Here is a 23,039-nt window from a genome sequence, read left to right as displayed (position 1 = left end):
CCAAATCGGGAGATCCCGGCGCTCTGCCGGGGTCTCCTTCAGCGGCGATATTGGGGGGAGTAGCATGCATCCGGCACTTCAGGGATTGATCACCATCATCGTCGGCGTCGGCGGATGCGTAGGCTACTTCTATTTTTCCAATCAGTTCCTCGACAAGGTGCTGTTCCCGGCCACCGGCAAGAATGCCGGCCGCAACATCAACCGGGCCAACCAGATCCGGCCCTGGCTGTTTCTGTTCCCGGCACTTTTCGCCCTCGGCCTCTATCTGGCCTATCCCGTCGTCGCCACGCTGTGGCTGTCAGTGACCGACCGCGATGCCGGCGGCGCCTTTGTCGGGCTGGCCAACTACCGGCAGATGTTCGACGAGCCGAAATTCTGGGAAGCCATGAGCAACAACATGCTCTGGCTGATCATCGTGCCGGCCTTCTCCACCGGCTTCGGCCTGTTGGCCGCCCAGCTGACCGATCGCATTTCCTGGGGCAATATCGCCAAATCGCTGATCTTCATGCCGATGGCGATTTCCTTTGTCGGCGCCGCCGTGATCTGGAAGCTGGTCTATGACACAAGGCCCGTCGATCAGGACCAGATCGGCGTGCTCAATGCGATCTGGCTCGGATTCGATGGCGGTTTCATGTCGGTCGTGGTGCTCAAACTCGTGCCTGCGCTGGTGCTGATCGTTTTCGCTGCCTTTCTGGCCTACAGCGTCTATCAGATCGTCCGCTCGCTCACCCGTGGTGGCCAGAGCCACTCCGCAACCCCGTGGTGGGGGCTCGTGCTGCGCGGCCTGTTTGCTGTTGTCGCCGTGGTGCTCGTCTGGCTTTCGTTGCGCTCCACCGTTTCGCTGCTGTCGGCCACGCTGCCCTATGGCGAACCGCAGACCTGGCTGACCATTCCCTTCTGGAATTCCATCTTTCTGATGGCGGTGCTGGTCTGGATCCAGACCGGCTTTGCCATGGTGATCCTGTCGGCCGCCATTCGCGGCATCCCCGAGGAAACCATCGAGGCCGCTGTCATCGATGGCGCCAATCCGTTCCAGATCTTCTTCAAGATCAAGGTGCCGCAGATCATGGGGACCATCGTCGTGGTCTGGACCACCATCACCATCGTGGTGCTCAAGGTCTTCGACATCGTCTTTGCCATGACCAATGGTCAATGGCAGACCCAGGTTCTGGCCAACTACATGTATGACAAGCTGTTTCGCGCCAATGACTGGGGCGTCGGCTCGGCCAGCGCCATGATCATCATGTTGCTGGTGACGCCGATCCTGATCTGGAACGTCTACAACGCCCGCAAAGAAACACGCTGAGGGAGGCGGAGATGCACTCATCATCGAAAAAATCGCCTCTCGTCTGGGCCGTTCACATCTCGGTCGTTCTGCTGGTGGCGCTGTGGCTGTTTCCGACGGTTGGCCTGTTCGTGTCCTCCTTCCGCACTGCTGACCAGATCGCCAACACCGGCTGGTGGAATGCGCTGTTCACCCAGGAACGCCAGCGCCCGGCGATCCGCATTTCCGGTGACGAAACCCGGGAAGACGGTGAATATGTCATCAAAGGCGGTCTCTACGCCGCTGACAATGTCGAAATCAGCCGCTGGGGAACCAGTTCCCGCGAGCCCAAGGCCTATGTCCCGGGCGACGTGGCGGATCTCGGCGACGGCGAAAAGCTGACGGTTGCCGTTGACGGAACGTTCCGCCTGTCCGGGCCCGACAGCTTTGGCGACAGCCGGCTGCCGCGGGTTTTCACCACGGCGGAGGCGCCCCCGGAATTCACCTTCGACAACTACCGTTTCGTGCTGTTTGATCCGAACAACCGCGAAGGCATGGCCAAGGCCTTTTTCAACACCCTGACCGTGACCATCCCCGCCACCATCATCCCGATCGTCATCGCCGCCTTTGCCGCCTACGCGCTGGCCTGGATGCGGTTTCCGGGACGCTCGCTGCTGATAGCCGCCGTGGTCGGCTTGTTGGTCGTGCCGTTGCAACTGGCGCTGATACCGCTTCTCAGGCTGCACAATGACATCGGCATCGGCAAGGGGTATCTCGGCGCCTGGCTGGCTCATACCGGCTTCGGTCTGCCGCTGGCGATCTATCTGTTGCGCAACTACATGGTCGGCCTGCCGCGCGACATCATCGAAAACGCCCGCGTTGACGGCGCCACCGATTTCCAGATTTTCGTCAAGATTATCCTGCCATTGTCGTTTCCGGCACTTGCGTCCTTCGCCATTTTCCAGTTTCTCTGGACCTGGAACGACCTTCTCGTTGCCCTCGTCTTCCTGATTGATTCCACCGGCGAAACCACGGTCATGACCAAGCAGATTGTCGAACTGCTCGGCACCCGTGGCGGCAATTGGGAAATTCTGGCGACCTCGGCCTTTGTGTCGATCGCCGTGCCGCTGGCGGTCTTCTTCGCCATGCAGAAATATCTGGTTCGCGGCCTGCTGGCCGGTTCCGTGAAGTAATGAGGTTTACATGAAGACCATGACACTCGCCGGCAAGAGACTGCAGACCGGGGTTGAATTGATACCGGACGCAGACTGGTGGCGCGGCGGGGTGATCTATCAGGTCTATCCGCGCTCGTTTCAGGACACCAGCGGTGATGGCATCGGCGATCTGATCGGCATCGCCGAGCGGATCGGCTACATCGCCTCCCTGGGTGTTGATGCAATCTGGATCTCGCCCTTCTTCACCTCGCCGATGAAGGACTTCGGCTACGATGTCTCCGACTACACCAATGTCGATCCGATGTTCGGCACGCTCGGCGACTTCGACTATCTGGTCAAGGTGGCCCATGAACATGGCATCCGGGTCATCATCGATCTGGTGCTTTCGCACTCCTCCGACCAGCATCCATGGTTCATCGAGAGCCGGGCCGACAGGGACAATCCCAAGGCCGACTGGTATGTCTGGGCCGAGCCCAAACCCGATGGCACGCCGCCCAACAACTGGATGTCGATTTTCGGCGGCTCGGCCTGGCAGTGGGATGGCACGCGTGAACAGTATTTCATGCACAATTTCCTCACCTCGCAGCCGGATCTCAATCTGCACAACGAGGAAGTTGAGGCCGCACTGCTCGACGTCGTGCGCTTCTGGCTTGATCGCGGTGTCGACGGCTTCCGGCTCGACACCATCAATTTCTACTTCCACGACGAGCAGTTGCGCGACAACCCGCCTCTGGCCAAGGAATTGCGCAACGACTCCATCGCGCCGGCGGTCAATCCCTACAATCATCAGCTTCACGTCTACGACAAGAACCGCCCGGAAAATATCGCGTTTCTCAAGCGCTTCCGGACCCTGCTCGACGAATATCCCGGCACCACTGCCGTTGGCGAAGTCGGCGACGCACAGATAGGCCTGCAGATCGTTGCCGACTACACCTCCGGCCACGACAAGATGCACATGTGCTACGCCTTCGAGTTTCTCGCCAAGGAGAAGATCACGGTCGCCCGTGTCCGCAATGTCATGACCGATTTCATGACTGCAGCGCCTGAGGGCTGGGCTTGCTGGGCTTTCTCAAATCACGATGTCGTCCGTCACGCCACCCGCTGGGGCGCAGATGTCACTAATCTTGACCACTATTTGCGGCTGTTGGCCGGCCTGATCATGTCGCTCAGAGGCTCGATCTGCCTTTACCAGGGCGAAGAACTGGGACTGACCGAAGCCGATCTGGCCTTTGAGGATCTTCAGGATCCCTATGGCATCCAGTTCTGGCCTGACTTCAAGGGCCGTGACGGCTGCCGCACCCCGATGGTGTGGTCCGAGCATGAGCAATCGGCCGGCTTCACCATGGGCCAGCCATGGTTGCCGGTCCCGCCGGAACACCGGCACCTCGCGGTCGATGCGCAGGAGCTTGTCCAGGCCTCTATGCTCAATCACTACCGGAGAATGCTGGCTTTCCGCCGTGCGCACCGGCCATTGATCAAGGGCAGTCTCGAGTTTCATGAGTCAGGCGACCATGTGCTGTCGATGATCCGCCGTGATGGTAACGACGTGATTTTCTGTGCGTTCAATCTGAGTGAGGAAATACAGGTCATCGATCGGCCTCCGGGCATTGTCGAATCGCTTGATGGACATGGCTTTTCCGGGTTTCTGCGGCCCGATACAATTGAAATTTCGCCTTATGATGCCTTCTTCGCCAGGCTGGGGTGAAGACACATCAAGAGCTCTATTGGGAGGAAACCATGGCCGGCTTGAAATTGAAGGGCCTCAAGAAGTCCTACGGCGCTGTCGAAGTGCTTCACGGCGTCGACCTGGAAATTGCCCAGGGCGAATTCATCGTCTTTGTCGGCCCGTCCGGCTGCGGCAAGTCCACGCTGCTCAGGATGATTGCCGGGCTGGAGGAGATTTCCGCCGGCACGCTGGAAATCGATGGCATGGTGGTCAACGACGTGCCGCCCTCCAAGCGCGGCATTGCCATGGTGTTCCAGTCCTATGCGCTCTATCCGCACATGACGGTCTACGACAACATGGCCTTCGGCATGCGCATCGCCCGCGAGACCACCGAGGAGATTGACCGAAGGGTGCGCGCCGCAGCCGACATCCTGCAGCTGGGTCCCTTTCTCGACCGGTTGCCCAAGGCGCTCTCGGGCGGCCAGCGCCAGCGCGTTGCCATCGGCAGGGCTATTTGCCGCGACCCAAAAGTGTTCCTGTTTGATGAGCCCTTGTCCAATCTCGACGCGGCGCTGCGCGTCGCCACCCGGCTCGAGATCGCCAAGCTCAATGAATCCATGCCTGATACCACGATGATCTATGTCACCCACGACCAGGTCGAGGCGATGACGCTGGCCGACAGGATCGTGGTGCTGGCCGGTGGTTATCTCGAGCAGGTCGGCCCGCCGATGGAGCTCTATGACCGGCCGAAGAACCTGTTCGTCGCCCAGTTCATCGGCTCGCCGGCCATGAACATCATTCCCGGCATCATCGAAAAGGCCGGGGCCAGCGCCGTCATCTCGTTTTCGGGCGACAAGTCGGTCGACACCGGTATCTCTGTTCCCGACAGCGACAAGGGCAAGAAAGCCTCCTTTGGCGTCAGGCCCGAAGACCTGTTGGCCACCACCGGCGACGACTTCCTGTTTGAGGGAACGGTATCTGTTGTCGAGGCGCTGGGGGAGGTGACGCTGCTCTATGTCGAAGACCTGACCGAAAGCGACCCGATCATCGCCAAGATGCCCGGCCACCAGCCGGTCAAACGCGGTGACAGGCTGCGCTTCACCGCAGACAAGGCCAAGCTGCATCTGTTTGACGCGGACGGAAACACCTACCGCACCTGAGGCGCCCTGTGCGTCACGCGATGCTCCAGACAAGCAAAAGGCGGGACCGGCCTGGAGGAGGCACCGGTCCCGCCTTTGCGGGAGTTTGGGGACATGCCCCGAGCCTTGGGAGGGCTTAGTTGTAGCGCGGCGAACCGTCGTTTCCGGCGCGGTCATAGGTGATCTGCTCGTTGGATGCTTCACCGACCGAAGCGGTTGCTGTGTAGTCGATGCTGCCCTGTGGGGCTTCAAAGCTTGGCGAGCCGTCCATGCCGGCACGGTCATAGCTGACCAGGTCGTTGGACACGCCAATTGCGTAGTTGGCTGAACCCTGTGCGGCAGGAACGTCATAGGCGTCCATGGCGGTGGAAGCGGCAAATGCGCCGGTCGAAGTTGCGAGTGTCAGGCCGAGTGCGATAATGAGCTTGTTCATAATAGAGGTCCTTTGAATGAATGCGTGTCTTGGGAGGACAGCGTCTGTTTCTGTGTCGTTCGGGGTGACAATGGCCGGGCCTGGGAAAGGTTCCGGGGAATTACTGTGCCGCGTTCATGGCTGCGTGATTGGCGGAGAGGGGGGCAGGACCGGCCGGGAGGAAACCGGCCCTGCAATCAGGCAAGTCTTAGCGAGCGAAGTGCGGCGAACCATCGTTTCCGGCGCGGTCATAGGTGACCTGCTCGTTGGATGCTTCACCGACCGAAGCGGTTGCTGTGTAGTCGATGCCGCCCTGTGGGGCTTCAAAGCTTGGCGAACCGTCATTGCCGGCACGGTCATAGCTGACCAGGTCATTGGACACGCCAACTGCGTAGTTGACTGAACTCTGTGCGGCAGGAACGTCATAGGCGTCCATGGCGGTGGAAGCGGCAAATGCGCCGGTCGAAGTTGCGAGTGTCAGGCCGAGTGCGATAATGAGCTTGTTCATAATAGAGGTCCTTTGAATGAATGCATGTCTTGGGAGGACAGCGTCTGTTTCTGTGTGGTTCGGGGTGACAATGGCCGGGCCCGAGAAAGGTTCCGGGAGATCCACTGTGCCGCGTTCACGGCTGCGTGATCAGGCGGAGAGGGGTGCAGGGCCGGCCGGGAGGAAACCGGCCCCGCAATCAGGAAAACCTTAGCGCGCGAAGTGCGGCGAACCATCGTTGCCGGCGCGGTCATAGGTGACCTGCTCGTTGGATGCTTCACCGACAGAAGCGGTTGCTGTGTAGTCGATGCCGCCCTGTGGGGCCTCAAAGCTTGGCGAGCCGTCCATGCCGGCACGGTCATAGCTGACCAGGTCGTTGGACACGCCGACAGCGTAGTTGGCTGAACCCTGTGCGGCAGGCACGTCATAGGCGTCCATGGCGGTGGAAGCGGCAAATGCGCCGGTCGAAGTTGCGAGTGTCAGGCCGAGTGCGATAATGAGCTTGTTCATAATATAGGTCCTTTGAATGAATGCATGTCTTGGGAGGACAGCGTCTGTTTCTGTGTCGTTCGGGGTGACAATGGCCGGGCCCGAGAAAGGTTCCGGGAGATCCATTGTGCCGCGTTCACGGCTGCGTGATTGGCGGAGAGGGGTGCAGGACCGGCCGGGAGGAGACCGGCCCCGCAATCAGGCAAGTCTTAGCGCGCGAAGTGCGGCGAACCGTCGTTTCCGGCGCGGTCATAGATGACCTGATCGTTGGACACGTCTCCGATCGAAGCCGTCGCGGTGTAATCGATGTTGCCCTGCGGAGCCACGAATGTTGGCGAGCCGTCATTGCCGGCGCGGTCATAGCTGACCAGATCGTTGCTAACGCCGACAGCGTAGTGTGCGGTGCCCTGTGCGGCAGGCAGGTCATAGGCGTCCATGGCGGTGGAAGCGGCAAATGCGCCGGTCGACGTTGCGAGGGTGAGGCCGAGTGCGATGATGAGCTTGTTCATGATGGTGATCCTTTGATGGGATGAAATGTGATGTTGTGATCGGGTGGGGTGCAGGACCGGCCGGGAGGAAAGCCGGCCCCGCAATCAGGCAAGTCTTAGCGAACAAACGTCGGCGAGCCGTCATTATCGGCGCGGTTGTAGGTGACCTGCTCGTTGGAGACGCCGCCGCCGATCGATGCGGTTGCTGTGTAGTCAACGTTGCCCTGCGGAGCTACGAATGTTGGCGAGCCGTCATTGCCTGCACGGTTGTAGACGATCTGGTCGTTTGCGACGTCGCCGACCGAAGCCGTTGCAGTGTAATCAATGGTCGAAGTGCTCGGAGCTTGCGGCACAAATGCGTCGAGTGCGGAGGAATCGGCGAATGCGCCGGTGGCTGTTGCGAGTGTCAGGCCGAGGGCGATGATGAGCTTGTTCATGGTGTTTTTCCTTTAATATGTTTGCGTCGTCTGCGATTTGGTTTGGAGCGTGCGGTCCGTAGTTTTGTTTCGTTCGGGCCGCGCCGTTCCGATGACCTGAAGATGGGCCTGGCGCAGATGACTTGCCAGCCACATGGATGTGAACAGAGCGTGCGCCCGGCGTGAAATGCCGACATCATGTTGAGCGACGAGGTTCTTTAAAATTAGCATAATCAATAGGTTAAAAGGGGAATCGGCGCGTCACCGGGTGCTTTTTCGTCAACGCTGTGCGCCCTGCACTGTTCACAATCGGCGACATCTGATTGGTGAAAAAGACGAAATCCGGGTTTTTGCGCCGCAAAATAAGTCCTGAAATGTCATCCCGTCGGCAGCTTGTGATGTCATTTGCGGCAATTCTCACAGGTAATCACGCGTTACGTGATCAGCGCTTACCCGATGTGATTGAATTTCGAGCCAAATTGGGGTGGCGACCCTGAATCGCGCACACAAAACGGCCCCGGAAGCGCTAGCCGCCGGGGCCTTTGGTTCATCACACAGAAATGCAGCCGGGTTTTAATACAAAACGCTGGCGCCTTCGTCGGCGGTTCCGGCATTTTCACGGAAGCGGGCGAACAATTCGCGGCCAATGCCCCATTCATTGTGGCTCAGATCCGCTTGCGCCGGTTCGCGAGCGGCGAATTCGGCGGCGTCTACCAGCACGTCGAGTTTGCCGGTGACGGCATCGAGCCGGATCATGTCGCCATCGCGGATCCTGGAGATCGGTCCGCCGTCCTTGGCTTCCGGCGTCACATGAATGGCGGCGGGCACCTTGCCCGAGGCACCCGACATGCGGCCGTCAGTCACCAGCGCCACCGTCTGGCCGCGATCCTGCAACACGCCCAGCGGCGGCGTCATCTTGTGCAGTTCCGGCATGCCGTTGGCCTTTGGTCCCTGGAAGCGCACCACGGCGATAAAGTCGCCGGTCAGCGTTCCGGCCTGGAATGCCGCATGCAATCCCGATTGATCGTGGAACACCCGCGCTGGCGCCTCGATGATGTGCCGCTCCGGCTTGACCGCGGAAGTCTTGATCACCGCCTTGCCGAGATTGCCCGAAAGCATCTTCAGTCCGCCGGTTGGCTGGAACGGCTTGTCGGCCGTCGTCACCACCTTGGCGTCACCGCTGATCTTGGAAATCGGCTCGCGCACCACCGTGCCGTTGGCGCCGAGCTTGGCTTCCACAGCGTAAGCTGACAGCCCCTTGCCCCAGACCGTGCGCACATCCTCATGCAGCAGCCCGATGGACAGCAGCTGGTCGATCATGAAGCCCAGACCACCGGCTGCATTGAAATGGTTCACATCCGCAGGCCCGTTCGGATAGACCCGCGCCAGCAGCGGCACCGCGTCCGACAGGTCGGAAATGTCTTCCCAGGTCAGGCGAATGCCGGCTGCACGCGCCATCGCCACCAGATGCAGCGTGTGGTTGGTCGACCCCCCGGTGGCATGCAGGCCAACGACGCCATTGACCACCGAGCGCTCGTCGATCATCTCGCCCACCGGGGTGAACTCGTTGCCGAGTGCAGTGATTGCCAGCGCCCGTCTGGTCGCTTCCGATGTCAGCGCTTGCCTGAGCGGCGTGCCCGGATTGATGAAGGACGATCCGGGCGTGTGCAGGCCCATGATTTCCATCAGCATCTGGTTCGAATTGGCTGTGCCGTAAAACGTGCAGGTGCCCGGGCCATGGTAGGATTGGGATTCAGCCGCAAGCAGTTCCGTGCGGCCGACCTTGCCCTCGGCATAGAGCTGGCGGATCCGCACCTTCTCGTCATTGGGCAGGCCCGTCGTCATCGGTCCGGCCGGAATGAACACCGCCGGCAGATGGCCGAAACTCAGCGCCGCGATCACCAGACCCGGCACGATCTTGTCGCAGACGCCCAGATAGACCGCCGCATCAAACATGTTGTGCGACAGACCGACAGCCGCCGACAGCGCGATCACGTCGCGCGAAAACAGCGATAGCTCCATGCCCGGCTGGCCCTGGGTGACCCCGTCGCACATCGCAGGCACCGAGCCCGCCACCTGTGCCACGCCGCCGGCGTCGCGCGCCGCAGCACGGATCTGCGCCGGATAGGTCTCGAACGGTTGATGCGCCGAGAGCATGTCATTGTAAGAGGTGATGATGCCGAGATTGGGCGCCACGTCGCCGGCGAGGCTCGCCTTGTCATCGGGGCCGCAGGCAGCAAAGCCGTGGGCCAGGTTGCCGCATGACAGGGAAGAGCGGAACGGGCCCTTCTCGGCCATCTCGCGCAACCGCTGCAGATAGACTTCACGGCTCGGTTTGGAGCGTTCGACAATCCGGTTGGTGACAAAGGCAATGCGGGGATCGACAGTCATGTCTGACATCCTTTTGGTTCAGAGCAGTTCCGGGTAACCGGGGAGACGGTTTTCATCCGGGCTGCGTTGGCAAACAGAAATGCAATTCCCTCGACCGGGAGACGGTCAGAAACTGCATTTTGACAGACAGGGCGTTCCAGAAAACGAAACACGGCAAAAACGTCCTGGTAGGTAGCGGGTCGCAAACCCGGAATGGCGCCCGCGTCAGTCAGGGCGCCCAGTAAATCTCGACTTGTGTCTTGGCCTGACGCAACACGGCGCGCACCGGCATCTGGGCAACCGGCCCGTCTGCCAGCGCCCTGGCCAGCACGGATTGCTTCTCGTCTCCTTCTATATGGAGCACGATCAGGCCCGCGTCCACGATGCGCGGCAAGGTCAGTGTCAGCCGCGGCTCGCCCGCACCCGGTGCTTCGATCGCCATCACGCTTTGCGGGCAGGCCGGATCGGTGACGTCTGCCAGCGTCGAGCCGCCGGGAAAGAACGAGGCCGTGTGCCCGTCGGTTCCCATGCCCAGCACCACCACGTCAAAGGGCAGCGCCAGCGCGTCGATCTTTTGCGCCGCGGCTGCAGCAACCGCGTCCGCATCGCCGGCCCTGTTGAACAGCGGCAGGAACCTGGCTTCGGCGGCACGGTTTTGCAGCAGATACAGGCTCGCCAGCCGATGGTTGGAACGCTCGTGATCCGGACCGACCATACGCTCGTCAACCAGTGTCACGGTTACTTTTGACCATTTAATGTCCAGTTTGGACAGTGCCACAAACAGCGCCTTCGGCGTCGATCCGCCGGACACGGCAAGCGTTGCCTGTCCGCGCCCAGCGATTGCCGCGCTCAGCCGATCGGCAATTTTTTTCGCCAGCGCCTCGGCCAGTTCCGCACCGCTGCCGAAATCTGTTTGCCGGATGTTGGCTTGCGCCATATCAGTCGGTCTCATGCCAGGTCCTGCCGTCGCGTTCGATCAGCGCAATGGCCTGGCTCGGTCCCCAGGTGCCCGCCGTATAGGGCTGCACAGGTTGGCCGGTCTCTTCCCACGCCGTCAGCATCGGGTCGACCCAGCTCCAGGCCGCCTCAACCTCGTCGCGGCGCATGAACAGCGTCTGGTTGCAGCGGATCACATCCAGCAGCAGCCGTTCATAGGCGTCCGGATTGCGCTCCTCGAACCGGTCGGCGAAGCTCATGTCGAGCGACACATGCTTCAGCCGCATGCCGCCGGGGCCGGGTTCCTTGATCATGATCCATTGCTTGACGCCCTCATCGGGCTGCAGCCGCATCACCAGCTTGTTGGCGGTGATCCGGCCAGCGCCGGGGCCGAAGATCGAATGCGGGATCGGCTTGAACGCTACCACGATCTCCGAAATTCGCTCGCTCATCCGCTTGCCGGTCCGAAGATAGAACGGCACGCCGGACCAGCGCCAGTTGTCGATTTCTGCCTTGATGGCGACAAAGGTCTCGGTGTTGGAAACCCCGCCTTCAAGCTCCTGCAGATAGCCTTTTACCGGGCCGCCCGCCGAGGCGCCGGCCTTGTACTGGCCGCGCACGGTTACGGCATCGGCATTGTTCTCGGTAATCGGCTTGAGCGAGCGCAACACTTTCAGCTTCTCGTCGCGCACCGCTTCCGCCTCCATTGAAGACGGCGGCTCCATGGCCACCAGACACAACAGCTGCACCAGATGGTTCTGCACCATGTCTCTCAGCGCACCGGCCTTGTCGTAATAGCCTGCGCGGCTTTCGAGCCCGACGGACTCGGCCACGGTGATCTGCACATGGTCGATATGGGCCGAGTTCCACAATGGTTCATACAGCGCATTGGCAAACCTCAGCGCCATCAGGTTCTGTACCGTTTCCTTGCCCAGATAATGGTCGATGCGGAAGATCTGTTCTTCCTCGAACACCTCGCCGATGGTCTTGTTCAGCGTCCGTGCCGATTGCAAATCCCGACCAATGGGCTTTTCAACCACGATGCGGGTCTGCTCGGTGATCAGTCCGTGCGACTGGATCCTCTCGGAAATGTCGCCAAACAGCGCCGGTCCGACCGCCAGATAGAATGCCCGGACCCGTTCAGGGGCTTCGTCCAGAAGCGCCTTGAGCTCGGACCAGCCCTTGTCGGACTTGGCATCAACCGCAACATAAAACAGCCGCGCCAGAAATTGCTCAACGTCTTCTTCTTGATACTCGTCGTCCGGAAGATGCTCTTTCAGCGCCTCGCGCGCAAAATTGCGGTAGCCCTCGTGATCCATCTCCGAGCGCGACGCGCCGATGATCCGGGTCGGCTCGGTCAATTGCCCGGCGAGTTGACGGTGAAACAGCGCCGGCAGCAGCTTGCGCTCGGCAAGGTCGCCGGTGCCGCCAAAAACGACATAGTCAAACGGGTCGACCGGGATAATGATCTGGCTCATGGGTTGGCATCCTGTCCGTGAACGGTGCCGAACTCATAATCTAATCGATTAGATAAAGCTAGACCCCTGAGTCACGATGACGTGAATTTGGCGCGGAAAGTGGCGGGGGTCACCCGACCAGATTGGATTTCCGGTCCTTTTCAACGCCTCCAGCTTGCCATGACACCAAGGCGTGAGATGAAAGCAACCGGCTATGATGTTTTCACGATCGTGAGATGGAGGTCCCTGATCACGGAAACGAGGCAGCCGAGTTGAGAAAGGGCCTTTGCCGGACTATCCGCATCAAGGCTGACCGCAACGGCGCGATCGTAAACAGCAAGGCACTGTTTGTTGGTGATGCGCGACATGTAGACGATCCCGTCAAGGTCAGTCTGGTCATACAGTTTCTGGCTCAGGCGTCTGCCTGCGACCTGTGCCTTGGCGCGGACGGCATCGGTCGAAATTCCAAGCAGGCTGGCTCCCTCGTGCCGCAGGTCGAGCAGAAGGAGCGGCCGCCTCGTGCGCACACTGGTAACGGAGTAGCGGTCCAGTTCTTCGCGCAGGATGACGCGCTCGGAAGTGCCTTCAAAACGGTCGCGAATGATGGCTTCAGCGACCGCAGTTTTCGCATCCTGAGCAAGGTAGAGCAGTTTGAACCTGTCTCGGGGACTCGAGAAACGTGTCTTTCCGAACCCCATGCCAAGCGGCGTTGCTGCATGCGTTCTTAAAAGGACACGCACATAATCGTCAGCACGAAGCCGAACCGCGAGTTTCTGCAAAACCGCCTGGTCGAGTTTCATTGTGGCAGAAAATAGGACCGGGCGGCGTCGACGACCTCTTTGACGCGATCCTTCTTCAACAGATCAATGGGACTGCGATCGCCCAGAGCCGGGTTGTGCTGAATGAGCCAGAGCCAGGCAACGCGGTGGCTTCCGGCAAGCCGGATGACATCCCGAAGTCCGCGCGCGGGCCGGCCATCTACAAATTGTTCGACCGGGTAGACATGTTTCCGTGTGCCTTTGAGCAGCCCGATGACATCATTCACATGTTGCCATCTGTTCAGCGATGACCGGGCGACCCCGTATTGGCGGTTTAGCTCTGTGGCGCCGGCCACGGTTCCGGCCCAGTCCTCCAGCTTCCGCGAAACGGTGATTGTGTCGAGGTCCCGTTCTCCTTGCTCTGATGAGACGATTGCGCCAAGGCCTTCGCCGTTTGAGGGTTCGATCTCCGCTGGCATATCCAGCCTGATTTTGTCGGAACTCTGCCGCCCGAAACCTTCAAAGACACCGCGAACCCGTTGCTTGAGTTCAGCACTGTGGCTGTTGAGTTCCTGGCGCCGTTCGGCAGACAACCCGGCAAGGACTTCAGCCACTTCGCCAGCAATGAGTGCCGGCAGCGCCGGAACCGTCAGCCCGGCAAGACCTTCTGATTTAAGCGCGTCTGAAACCTTCAGTGCGACACGATCGGCAATCTTGGTGCTGACAGTGCGCCCGGTCTGAGTGTTTGAACTGGTCATCACAGGACCTCCACAACTGATATCCCATCAATATAGGAGCTTATGTGCCATTTGTCCAATATGTACCATATGGGGCGCGTGGAAAGGCAGTAGGCATTTCCGATTGGAATTTCGGTCAGTGGCAAGGGCAAGGCATGAGCGCGTCATCAAAACTCGGAATGATGTGACGCGCTTCAAGTCCCCCTTAAAACTTGTCCCGCAACGAAAACCAGGTCAGCGCCAGAAACAGCAGCGGTTTGCGGAGCTTGTCGCCGCCGGGGAAGGGGCCAACCTTGAGGTTGCGCATCACTTCGAGATCATCTGATCCACCATTGATCATGTCGGCATAAAGCTTGCCGCAATAGTTCGACAGCATCACCCCGTGGCCGGAAAACCCGCCGATCGAGGTGACATTCGGCATGACTTCGCGCACGAAGGGCCGACGCGACAGCGTGATGCCGACCGAGCCGCCCCAGGAATGGCTGATTTCGACATTTTCGAGAGCCGGGTAGATCTCGGCGATCTGCCGCCTGATATGGCTGGAAATGTCGCTCGGATTGTCCGACGTATAGGCCTCGCGCCCGCCAAACAGCAGCCGTCCATCGGCGCTCTTGCGGAAATAGCGCACCACGAAGCGGGAATCATCGACCGATTCACCGCCCGGGATCACCGGGCTGTCGTCACCCAGCGGCACGGTGGCGCCAATGAACGAGCGGATCGGCATCACATGCGCGCTTGTCACCGGCTCCAGCCCCTCGATGAAGGCATTGCAGGCAATCAGCGCTTTGCCGGCGACAATGTCGCCGTAATCGGTCTTGACCGTCACCTTGCCGCCAGAGCTGGAAATGCCGTGTGCCCGGCTGTTTTCATGCAGTCGTGCACCGGCTTTCGCCGCCGCGCCCGCCAGCCCGACCAGGTATTTCAGCGGGTTGATGTGCCCCGTACCGGCATCATAGGTGCCGCCATGGTAGCGCGTCGAGCCGAGCTTTTGCGCCATCTGCTCCCTGTCGAGAAAGCTCAGATGATCATAGCCATAGTCGTCGGCCATGATGCGGACGTGATCGCGGTAATCCTTGACGTAGCTTTGCTTGTGCGCCGCCGAGATCTGCCCTGGCCTGTAGTCCGCCTCGATCCCGTGCGCCGTGGCGAAATCTAAGAGATGCGCCTTGGCTCGCTCCGCCACAGCGAACTGCGCCTTGGCGTTGTCGCGGCCAAAATCGGCTTCGCTCTCTTCCACCCAGGCCCGCTGGCCGGTTCCGAGCTGACCGCCATTGCGGCCCGAAGCGCCATCACCAAAGCGGGCGTCCTCGATCAGCACGACGTCCTTTCCGCTCGCGGCCAGATGATGTGCTGCCTGAAGGCCGGTAAACCCGCCGCCGATGATAACCACATCGGCGGTGGTGGGACCCGTCAGCGCGGCATAGGTGGGGCGGTCCCCAATGGTCGCCTCATAGAACGAGATACCCGGGGAGATGGGGCTTTGGTAAGTCATGGATCACAATTCTCAAACGTTAAGCAGCAGGAATTCACGTTCCCAGGGGCTGATCACCTGCATGAAGGTTTCGAACTCGCCGCGCTTGACCCCGACATAGGTGTTGATGAATTCCTGCCCGAACATCTCGGCGAATGCCGGCTCGCTTTCGAGCAGCGACAGCGCCTCGAGCAGGCCGCGCGGCAGATCGACCGAGCCTTCATTGACCGTCTTGTAGGCCGGTTCGCTCGGCGAGAGCTTGTTGATCATGCCGAGATAGCCGCAGGCCAGCGACGCTGCCAGTGCCAGATAGGAATTGGCGTCCGAGGACGGTAGCCGGTTTTCCACCCGCCGCGCCACCGGTTCGGAATGCGGCACCCGGAACGCCGTGGTGCGGTTGTCATAGCCCCAGGCATTGTTGACCGGACAGGCCATGTCCGGCGTCAGCCGCCGGTAGGAATTGACGTAAGGTGCCATCATCACCAGCGCCCTGGGCACATAATGCTGCATGCCGCCGATGAAGTTGAAAAATGCCTCGCTCGGCTCGCCGTCCGGTTTGGAAAACACGTTCTTGCCGGATTTGGCGTCAACCACAGACTGGTGGATGTGCATTGCCGACCCGGCATATTGCTGCATCGGCTTGGCCATGAAGGTGGCGTACATGCCGTGCTTCAGCGCCGCCTCGCGGATGGTGCGCTTGAACATGAACACCTGGTCGGCCAATTCGATCGGGTCGCCATGGCGCAGGTTGATCTCCAGCTGCGCCGGGCCTTCCTCATGGATCAGCGTATCGATCTCCAGACCCTGCTTGTCGGAGAAATCATAAATGTCGTCTACCAGTTCGTCGAACTCGTTGACGCCGGCGATGGAATAGGACTGTCCGCCGGTGATTGTCCGGCCGGAGCGACCGCGTGGCGGCTTCAGTGGGTAATCCGGGTCTTCGTGCTGTGCCACCAGATAGAATTCGATTTCCGGCGCCACCACCGGCTTCCAGCCGCGCGCGGTATAGAGCTCGACCACCCGCCTGAGCACGTTGCGCGGCGTATAGGAGACTGGTTCGCCCTTGGTGGTGACCATGTCGCAGATCACCTGCGCCGTCGGGTCGCTCTCCCAGGGAACCACCGACAAGGTCGACAAATCCGGTACCAGCTTGAGATCGCCGTCGAGCGGGTCATAACGGAAATCGCCGGTTTCTTCCGGGTACTCGCCGGAAATCGTGTGCCGGAACACCGCAGACGGCAGCGACAGCGAGGTGTTGGAGGTGAATTTCGATGACGGCATCATCTTGCCGCGCGCCACACCGGCAAAATCCGGGGTGATGCACTCGATGTCTTCGATGCCACGGACTCTGAGCCATTCGGTGGCCTGGGTCCAGTTGGCGACACCGCGCTTGGCGTCAAGATATTTGGGGGCAGCCGGCTGCGCCGGTTTGGATGAAGCCGGTTTGCCGGACTTTCGGGATGCCATAAATCACCATCGGTTTGCTGAGAGTGGTGTGATCATAAAGGTTTTTTCCCGACGCGCCAGCCACCGTGTGTGTGCGTCCTCGCGCTGCCGGAGAAGGCAATGCAGCTGCAACAAATCCTGCGCCTGAAGTCCGCTCGCCGGCACGACGCATCCTTAAAAATCACCGGAGATTATTCAGGGCGCGTTAACCAGCGAGTGCCATGATCTGTCATGACAGCGGGAGAGATGCGCCGTGCGGAAGCATTGGCGCTTTGCATGATGCAGCCCTTGCTCAGCGGATCAGCCGCATGTTCGACCATTTACCCCAGGAACTGCATCATGAATATCGACAAGCTGCTCGCAAGCTTCTCCATCCAGACCAAGGTCGTGGTTCTTGTCATTCCGCTGATTGCGGGAATAGCGGGCCTGGCCGCGATCAATCTTTACACCGGCTCCATGCTCGGCAGCCGCCTGACCGGCACCAGCGCCAGCATCGAAACCCTGAGCGGGTTCAAGGAAGCCTATGCCGGCATGACCAATTTCCTGCACGATCAGAATGAGGAAAAGCGCGCCGCCGTCATGGAGAGCCTGGATTCGCAGTTGAGCCGCATGGAAACGATGCTGGCGCTTGCGGAAAACCAGCTCGAAACCGATGCGCTCGGTGGTTCGCGGGCGCTCGCCGAGGATCTTCGCGGCGATGTCGACCGGCTGTGGAGTCTGCACGGCGCGGAAACCGCAACCCGCGCCGTCTTCAGCCACACCCTTTCCGAACTGGGCGATGTCCGTAACCGTCTCAATCTCAAGATCGATATCGTCTCCCAAGAGCTGGCGGACGCTGAGAACGAAACCAAATCGCAATTGCGCGTGGCGCAGAAGCTTGGAAGCGGCGCGCTGTCCGTGGTCGAGATCTCGAGTTCGATTTCCCGTGCCGCGACGCCCGAAACAGCTTTTGCGGCCGCGGAAGAGCAGCAAAAGCAGATCCGCTCTCTCGCCCGTGTGCTGCCGCCGATAATCCCCGAAGACAAGGCGGCGGTCGGAAGCTTGATCAGTTACAATATCGAAGGATTGCTTGCTGCCTTGAAGGTCGGCGCCGTCAACGAGGCTGGCATGAACGAGTTGCAGAAGCATGCCAACGCGCTCCGCCCCGCCGGTATCATGCTGCAGGGCCTGGCCGCTCAGGTGTCGCGCGCGGCCACGGAAAAATTTGGCGAACTGGACGACCAGATCCTTGAAGGGCAGCAGTTCGTGACGGGGGCGCGCGATTTCCTGGCGCGGTTGTCGGCGCTGGAACTGGCGCTGGTTGATTTCACCGGACGGCCGGGCAAGACATCCGGAGAAGCCGTGGCAGCCAAATTGAGCCGGGTTGATCAAAGCCTTCAGTTGATTGCGTTTTCGACCGCCGGAGAAGAAATTCTCGGGGCGATTGGTCCAAGATGGAGCGACCTGTCGGCCACCATTCCGTCCCTGATAGTCAAACTCATTGCACAGGAAAAACAACGGGCCGCCCTGTTCAAACAGGCTTCGGCCCGCATCAACAACGCCTGGAGCGAAGTGCTGAGTTTCACCAGCAGCCAGCAGCGCGGCGCCGAAGCGGTCAAGAGCCGCGCCAATGGCATCACCCTGTCGGCAGCGGTGACGGGCGGAATATTCGGCCTCATCGCGGCCTTCCTTCTGATCGCCACGCTCAAGGGCCCGATCCGCCGCCTCGTCCACAACATGCGTGATGTCGCCGCCGGCAATCTCGATGTCGACATCGCCGACAACACCCGCGCCGACGAAATCGGCGAAATGGCCCGGGCGCTCGATGTCTTCAAGCTCAATGCCATCGACAAGATCCGTGTCGAGGACGAAAGCGCCAATACCCGCGACATGGCTGAGCAAGCCCGTGCGCAGTCTGATGCGGAAAAGGCCCAGGCCGATGCCGAATTGGGTTTTGCCGTCCGCTCGCTTGGCGCAGCACTGCGCAACCTGTCGCAGGGCGATCTGGTTGCTACCATCGACACTCCGTTCGCCGAAAGGCTCGACAGCCTGCGCACCGATTTCAATGAATCGGTCGAGCGCATGCGCGAGGCCATGCAGTATATCCGCGACAACGCCGGCTCGATCAGCTGCAATTCCGACCAGCTTCGCGCTGCCGCAGACGATCTCGCCAGCCGCACCGCGCAGCAGGCGGCCTCGCTTGAAGAGACCGCCGCTGCCGTCAACCAGATATCCGCCACCGTCCGCTCCTCCTCCGGACGGGCCACCGACACCGACAAGCTCGCCAGCGAGGCCGCTCGTGATGCCCGTGCCTCGGGCGAGGTGGTCACCCATGCCGTACAAGCCATGGGCCGCATTGATGATGCCTCCGGCAAGATCAGCCAGATCATCGGCGTCATTGACGAGATCGCTTTCCAGACCAATCTGCTGGCGCTCAATGCCGGCGTCGAGGCAGCACGCGCCGGCGATGCCGGCCGCGGCTTTGCCGTCGTCGCCCAGGAGGTCCGTGAACTGGCAGGTCGCTCCGCCACCGCCGCCAGGGAAATCAAGCAGCTCATTGCAGCTTCGGGCGCGGAGGTCCGCTCCGGCGTCACCCTGGTTGGCAAGGCCGGCGAAACCATCACCCGGATCATCTCCAGCGTCGAGGAAATTTCAGGCCATGTCGGCGCCATGGCTGCGGCCAGCCATGAACAGGCGGCGGGCCTGGCGGAGGTCAATACCGCGGTCAACCATATGGATCAGATGACCCAGCAGAACGCGGCAATGGTCGAGCAAACCACCGCCGCCAGCCACACCCTGGCCCAGGAAGCAGCAGTCCTCAGCCAGCTCGTCGCCAATTTCCGCCTCGAACTCGAGCAAGGCTACAGCCACGACAGCAGAGCCGCCTGACCCGGTTTTCGTATGATTCCGCTGGCGTTCTTCGGCTCTCTAGCTAACGGTGAACCCTGATAGCCCCTCCCACCTGTGGGGAGGGGTTGGGGAAGGGCTCTGTTCCGCTCCTCCCATAAGCCGCCCGGAACTGCTTCAGCGTTCAATCGGTGATGTTGTCGATCTTCTCGCCGTCTTTGGTGTAGCGATAACGATTGACTCACGGAGTGAGAATCAGACCTGTAAGTCCGGAGGGAACGGGGTAATAATTTGTCAGAAGAGCGCTTTCACATCGCTGAATGGTACGGTCACCCGTTCCACAAGATCCGAGACTGGGATCGGGTGCGGCTGGCACGCCATGAGGTTGGCGGCGCCGCGATGACCAAGGCTGAGATTAACCGGCTTGCGGCTCTTGAAGAGAAGGCCGCTTTTGGTCCGCTGCGACCGCGCGAAGACAGGCGTCTTGAAGATTTGCGGGGAAAACTTGCCCGCCAATTCCAGGAAGAACTGCCCTGTCCGTTCAAGACAGATAAGGTGCACCCGACCTGTACCAAACCCGGCGGGGTCTGCTCAATCAGGCTATATACTGAGGGGGCTGCAGGTATCGAGCCGCTTGGCGGCGAACGCGGTCGGTTGCGCTCCCTATGTCCGTGGCGTTTCCACCAAGACGGAACGGCCTTCAAGAGGGTGAGCGAAAGGATGCTTGGCGACCCGAACCCTATTCAGGCCGGAGAAGTGGGATTCCTCGAATCTACCGGAAATCTTGATAGTGACCCCGGCGAGGATGTGGGCCGGATAGATATGATCCTAGTCAAGTCAAATGGAGCACCCGGAAGCCCGATGGATTGGGTGGCGGTAGAGGTCCAGGCCGTCTACTTCTCGGGTAAGAACATGGGTATAGAGTTGTCTGACGTCAGCGCCCGTGGGACAGATTTGAGGATTTGAACAACGGAGGATTTCTGGTTCATCTTACCGATTGGGAGATCGAGATGAGACAGAAGCCTGAAACATCGAAGAACGCAGCTGACAAGCTGGTCAAGAACATCCGCCGCAAGACCCGCCAGACCTATTCAGCGGAGGAAAAAATCCGTATCGTTTTGGCGGGTTTGCGTGGAGAGGAAAGCATCTCGGTGCTGTGCCGCCGCGAAGGTATCGCCGAAAGCCTGTATTACAGCTGGTCGAAGGAGTTCCTGGAAGCAGGCAAGCGCCGGCTCTCGGGTGACACAGCACGGCAAGCGACGTCGCCGGAAGTAAAGGACCTTCGCTCTGAAGCCTTGGCGTTGAAGGAATGCGTCGCCGATCTGACCCTGGAGAACCGCCTGCTCAAAAAAAGCATGACAGGTGCTGGGGAGGACGAGGCATGAGATACCCTGCGACCGAGAAGCTTGAGATCATTCGCACGGTCGAAGGATCGCACCTGCCAACCAAGCAGACCCTCGATATGCTGGGCATACCGCGCACCACTTTTTACAGATGGTATGATCTTTACCTCGACGGTGGGGTTGTTGCCTTGGATGATCGGTCTCCACGGCCGAAGTCGGTCTGGAACCGTATCCCCCAAGACCGGCGTGATGACCTGATTGAGTTCGCGCTGGAACACGAGGCGCTGACGACCCGGGAGCTGGCAGTCAAATACACTGATGAGAAGCGGTATTTTGTCTCTGAATCATCGGCTTATCGTATCCTGAAGGAAGCCGATTTAATCACCGCACCGGCCTATGTGGTGATCAAGGCAGCCAATGAGTTCAAAGACAAAACTATCGCCATCAATGAGATGTGGCAGACCGACTTCACCTACTTCAAGATCATCGGGTGGGGCTGGTATTACCTCAGCACGATCCTGGACGATTACAGCCGCTACATCATCGCCTGGAAGCTTTGCACAAACATGCGGGCCGAGGACGTGACAGACACCATTGAACTGGCGCTTCAGGCATCGGGCTGCGACCAGGCCGTCGTGCGCCACAAACCGCGCCTGCTCAGCGATAACGGGTCATGTTACATCTCTGGCGATTTGGCTGAATGGCTGGAGGACAAGAAGATGGATCACGTTCGTGGAGCCCCGTTCCACCCGCAAACCCAGGGAAAGATCGAGCGATGGCATCAGACGATGAAGAACCGGGTCCTGCTGGAAAATTACTATCTGCCAGGCGATCTTGAACGCCAGATCGAGGCCTTCGTCGACTACTATAACAACAGGCGCTACCACGAGAGCTTGAAGAACGTCACACCCGCCGACGTCTACTTTGGGCGCGACAAAGCCATCTTGAGAGAAAGGAAAGAGATCAAGAAGCTGACAATCCGCCAACGTCGCTTGCACCATCAAAAACAAGCGGCATAATCAGTCACACAAACGAACCAGAGCCTCCAATACTCAAGCCGCTCTGATGTCCCATTTTATCTGACGACGGACAATTAGGGCAGCCGCATAACAGTGTATTCGCCGCCATCTTGCAGCGGAACGCTTCCTGCCGGTGCTGGATCAGCACAGCCTCTTCGGTGTTTTCGAAGATGATGTTGTCCTGCGGATAGCCGCGCGCAAACTTCTTGCGGATTTCCTCGTCCAGGTCGTCCTTGGTGTCCTTGGCTTCCCAGTAGCCGAGCGGAACGCGTAGATCATGCAGGATGGTGCCGTCGGGATAGACCTTGGTTTTCTGCCCGGTGGCGTAGTCCAGTTCGGCGACAAACAGCAGGTTGTTCTGCCGCGCCCAGGCCTTCAACAAATCCTTGAAAGCCTCACGCACTGTTTGTTCGTTCAGCGAACCGGATAGCTTCTTCAGCCGGTCAAGATCATTCAGAAAATGCTGGACAAGCTGCTGGCTCATGATTCCCCCGGAAAGTTCCTGCTTCCGTTGAACCAGCTTTCCTCTGCCACCTCGAGGGGAATGCACGGACACTGCTCAACTAGCATAATTGCGCAATCCCTCAACCCCGTCACCCCGGCCACCGAGCCGGGGTCCAGCCACCGCGTGTCCACGCGGTGAGAGACCCTATCGAAAACCCAGGCACAGAGCCCTCCGGCTCGCGGACGCTCGCCCGCTGGATGCCGGATCGGGGTCCGGCATGACGGAAGGAATATAGGCCGCGCAATCCCGCGAGTGCCGTGCACAAACTTGCACCAAACAAACAAAAATCTCCCCCAATCTTTTCCCCACCCACCACCCCCATGCGATACTCATGTTGCTCCCGCTGCCGGATGGAACGCGAACGTATCGGACCAGGCGGGAGGAAGGCCCCTTGGTCGTTGCCGTAACGTGCGGCAATGGACGAGGGGAGGCGGTGACCAGCGTGGCTCCGTCGGCGGATTTGGCGTGCCTAGGGGCAAGCAAATTCAGCCGGCCACCGGGACGACCTCGGGTTTTGCCCCTGCCAATCTGGCGGGGACGGGATCAGACAGCGGACCGGGCCTGTGGCGGAGTTGTTTCCCGTGACCGGGGACAAGCTTCGTGCCGGAAACCACGCCGAACGCCTGCGCCACGGC

The 23,039-nt window shown here is 60.1% G+C and carries 20 protein-coding genes; 7 read left to right on the top strand and 13 right to left on the bottom strand.

What is annotated here, in order from left to right; genetic code table 11:
* The first annotated feature begins 64 nt into the window (after positions 1-64).
* From IMCC20628_RS16915 to ugpC, 4 genes are read left to right on the top strand one after another with little or no spacing between them, the layout of a single operon-like run.
* Positions 65-1,306, top strand: coding sequence for a sugar ABC transporter permease (locus tag IMCC20628_RS16915; protein WP_047031192.1), 1,242 nt, complete (start codon positions 65-67; stop codon positions 1,304-1,306).
* 11 nt (positions 1,307-1,317) lie between these two features.
* The gene (locus IMCC20628_RS16910; RefSeq protein WP_047031191.1) at positions 1,318-2,457 is read left to right on the top strand and encodes a carbohydrate ABC transporter permease; all 1,140 of its coding nucleotides are present in this window, start codon (positions 1,318-1,320) and stop codon (positions 2,455-2,457) included.
* A gap of 19 nt (positions 2,458-2,476) precedes the next feature.
* Positions 2,477-4,144: an alpha-glucosidase gene (locus tag IMCC20628_RS16905; RefSeq protein WP_047032685.1), complete on the top strand. Its 1,668-nt coding sequence runs from the start codon at positions 2,477-2,479 to the stop codon at positions 4,142-4,144.
* Positions 4,145-4,176: 32 nt separating this feature from the next.
* Positions 4,177-5,265 (top strand): sn-glycerol-3-phosphate ABC transporter ATP-binding protein UgpC, encoded by a 1,089-nt coding sequence (gene ugpC / locus IMCC20628_RS16900; protein WP_047031190.1) that lies wholly within the window; start codon positions 4,177-4,179, stop codon positions 5,263-5,265.
* Between the two features lie 115 nt (positions 5,266-5,380).
* On the opposite strand, the gene IMCC20628_RS16895 is transcribed toward ugpC, so the two are convergent.
* From IMCC20628_RS16895 to IMCC20628_RS16835, 12 genes are all read right to left on the bottom strand, one after another.
* Positions 5,381-5,677 carry a hypothetical protein gene (locus IMCC20628_RS16895; protein ID WP_047031189.1) on the bottom strand — a complete coding sequence of 99 codons (297 nt, stop codon included), beginning with the start codon at positions 5,675-5,677 and terminating at the stop codon, positions 5,381-5,383.
* 187 nt (positions 5,678-5,864) lie between these two features.
* The gene (locus IMCC20628_RS16890; RefSeq protein ID WP_047031188.1) at positions 5,865-6,164 is read right to left on the bottom strand and encodes a hypothetical protein; all 300 of its coding nucleotides are present in this window, start codon (positions 6,162-6,164) and stop codon (positions 5,865-5,867) included.
* A 189-nt stretch (positions 6,165-6,353) separates the two neighbouring features.
* Complete coding sequence (locus IMCC20628_RS16885) at positions 6,354-6,653, bottom strand: hypothetical protein (RefSeq protein WP_156174548.1); 300 nt, start codon at positions 6,651-6,653, stop codon at positions 6,354-6,356.
* Positions 6,654-6,841: 188 nt separating this feature from the next.
* Positions 6,842-7,141 carry a hypothetical protein gene (locus IMCC20628_RS16880; protein ID WP_047031186.1) on the bottom strand — a complete coding sequence of 100 codons (300 nt, stop codon included), beginning with the start codon at positions 7,139-7,141 and terminating at the stop codon, positions 6,842-6,844.
* 95 nt (positions 7,142-7,236) lie between these two features.
* Entirely contained in the window at positions 7,237-7,557 is a 321-nt protein-coding gene (locus IMCC20628_RS16875; RefSeq protein ID WP_047030050.1) for a hypothetical protein, read from the bottom strand.
* Between the two features lie 552 nt (positions 7,558-8,109).
* Entirely contained in the window at positions 8,110-9,927 is a 1,818-nt protein-coding gene (gene edd / locus IMCC20628_RS16865) for a phosphogluconate dehydratase (RefSeq protein WP_047031184.1), read from the bottom strand.
* A gap of 208 nt (positions 9,928-10,135) precedes the next feature.
* Positions 10,136-10,858, bottom strand: coding sequence for a 6-phosphogluconolactonase (pgl, locus tag IMCC20628_RS16860; RefSeq protein ID WP_082128190.1), 723 nt, complete (start codon positions 10,856-10,858; stop codon positions 10,136-10,138).
* Positions 10,845-12,320: a glucose-6-phosphate dehydrogenase gene (zwf, locus tag IMCC20628_RS16855; protein WP_047031182.1), complete on the bottom strand. Its 1,476-nt coding sequence runs from the start codon at positions 12,318-12,320 to the stop codon at positions 10,845-10,847. The genes pgl and zwf overlap by 14 nt, the downstream gene beginning before the upstream one ends.
* A 191-nt stretch (positions 12,321-12,511) precedes the next feature.
* Positions 12,512-13,099, bottom strand: coding sequence for an RES family NAD+ phosphorylase (locus tag IMCC20628_RS16850; RefSeq protein WP_047031181.1), 588 nt, complete (start codon positions 13,097-13,099; stop codon positions 12,512-12,514).
* Entirely contained in the window at positions 13,096-13,815 is a 720-nt protein-coding gene (locus tag IMCC20628_RS16845) for an antitoxin Xre/MbcA/ParS toxin-binding domain-containing protein (protein WP_047031180.1), read from the bottom strand. Before IMCC20628_RS16845 ends, IMCC20628_RS16850 begins: the two co-directional genes overlap by 4 nt.
* Positions 13,816-13,999: 184 nt before the next feature.
* Complete coding sequence (locus IMCC20628_RS16840) at positions 14,000-15,286, bottom strand: FAD-binding oxidoreductase (protein WP_047031179.1); 1,287 nt, start codon at positions 15,284-15,286, stop codon at positions 14,000-14,002.
* Positions 15,287-15,298: 12 nt separating this feature from the next.
* Positions 15,299-16,732 carry a glutamine synthetase family protein gene (locus IMCC20628_RS16835; protein ID WP_047031178.1) on the bottom strand — a complete coding sequence of 478 codons (1,434 nt, stop codon included), beginning with the start codon at positions 16,730-16,732 and terminating at the stop codon, positions 15,299-15,301.
* A gap of 318 nt (positions 16,733-17,050) precedes the next feature.
* Between IMCC20628_RS16835 and IMCC20628_RS16830 the strand changes: the two genes are divergently transcribed.
* From IMCC20628_RS16830 to IMCC20628_RS16815, 3 genes are all read left to right on the top strand, one after another.
* Positions 17,051-19,579 carry a methyl-accepting chemotaxis protein gene (locus tag IMCC20628_RS16830; protein WP_047031177.1) on the top strand — a complete coding sequence of 843 codons (2,529 nt, stop codon included), beginning with the start codon at positions 17,051-17,053 and terminating at the stop codon, positions 19,577-19,579.
* A 249-nt stretch (positions 19,580-19,828) separates the two neighbouring features.
* Positions 19,829-20,503, top strand: coding sequence for a NotI family restriction endonuclease (locus IMCC20628_RS16825; RefSeq protein WP_082128188.1), 675 nt, complete (start codon positions 19,829-19,831; stop codon positions 20,501-20,503).
* 44 nt (positions 20,504-20,547) lie between these two features.
* Positions 20,548-21,899 (top strand): IS3 family transposase gene (locus tag IMCC20628_RS16815; protein WP_156174385.1). Its coding sequence is split into 2 segments (ribosomal slippage): positions 20,548-20,884 and positions 20,884-21,899, totalling 1,353 coding nucleotides; the frame shifts between segments, so codons are not numbered across the junction.
* 4 nt (positions 21,900-21,903) lie between these two features.
* Here the strand turns inward: IMCC20628_RS16815 and IMCC20628_RS16810 are convergent.
* Positions 21,904-22,383, bottom strand: a complete 480-nt coding sequence (locus IMCC20628_RS16810) for a hypothetical protein (protein WP_047031176.1) — start codon at positions 22,381-22,383, stop codon at positions 21,904-21,906.
* Positions 22,384-23,039 lie beyond the last annotated feature (656 nt).

Origin of the sequence: Hoeflea sp. IMCC20628, from assembly GCF_001011155.1 — a bacterium.
Taxonomy (GTDB): Bacteria; Pseudomonadota; Alphaproteobacteria; order Rhizobiales; family Rhizobiaceae; genus Hoeflea.
Note: the sequence above shows the minus strand (reverse complement) of the source record. Positions and strands in the feature narration are given on the sequence as shown.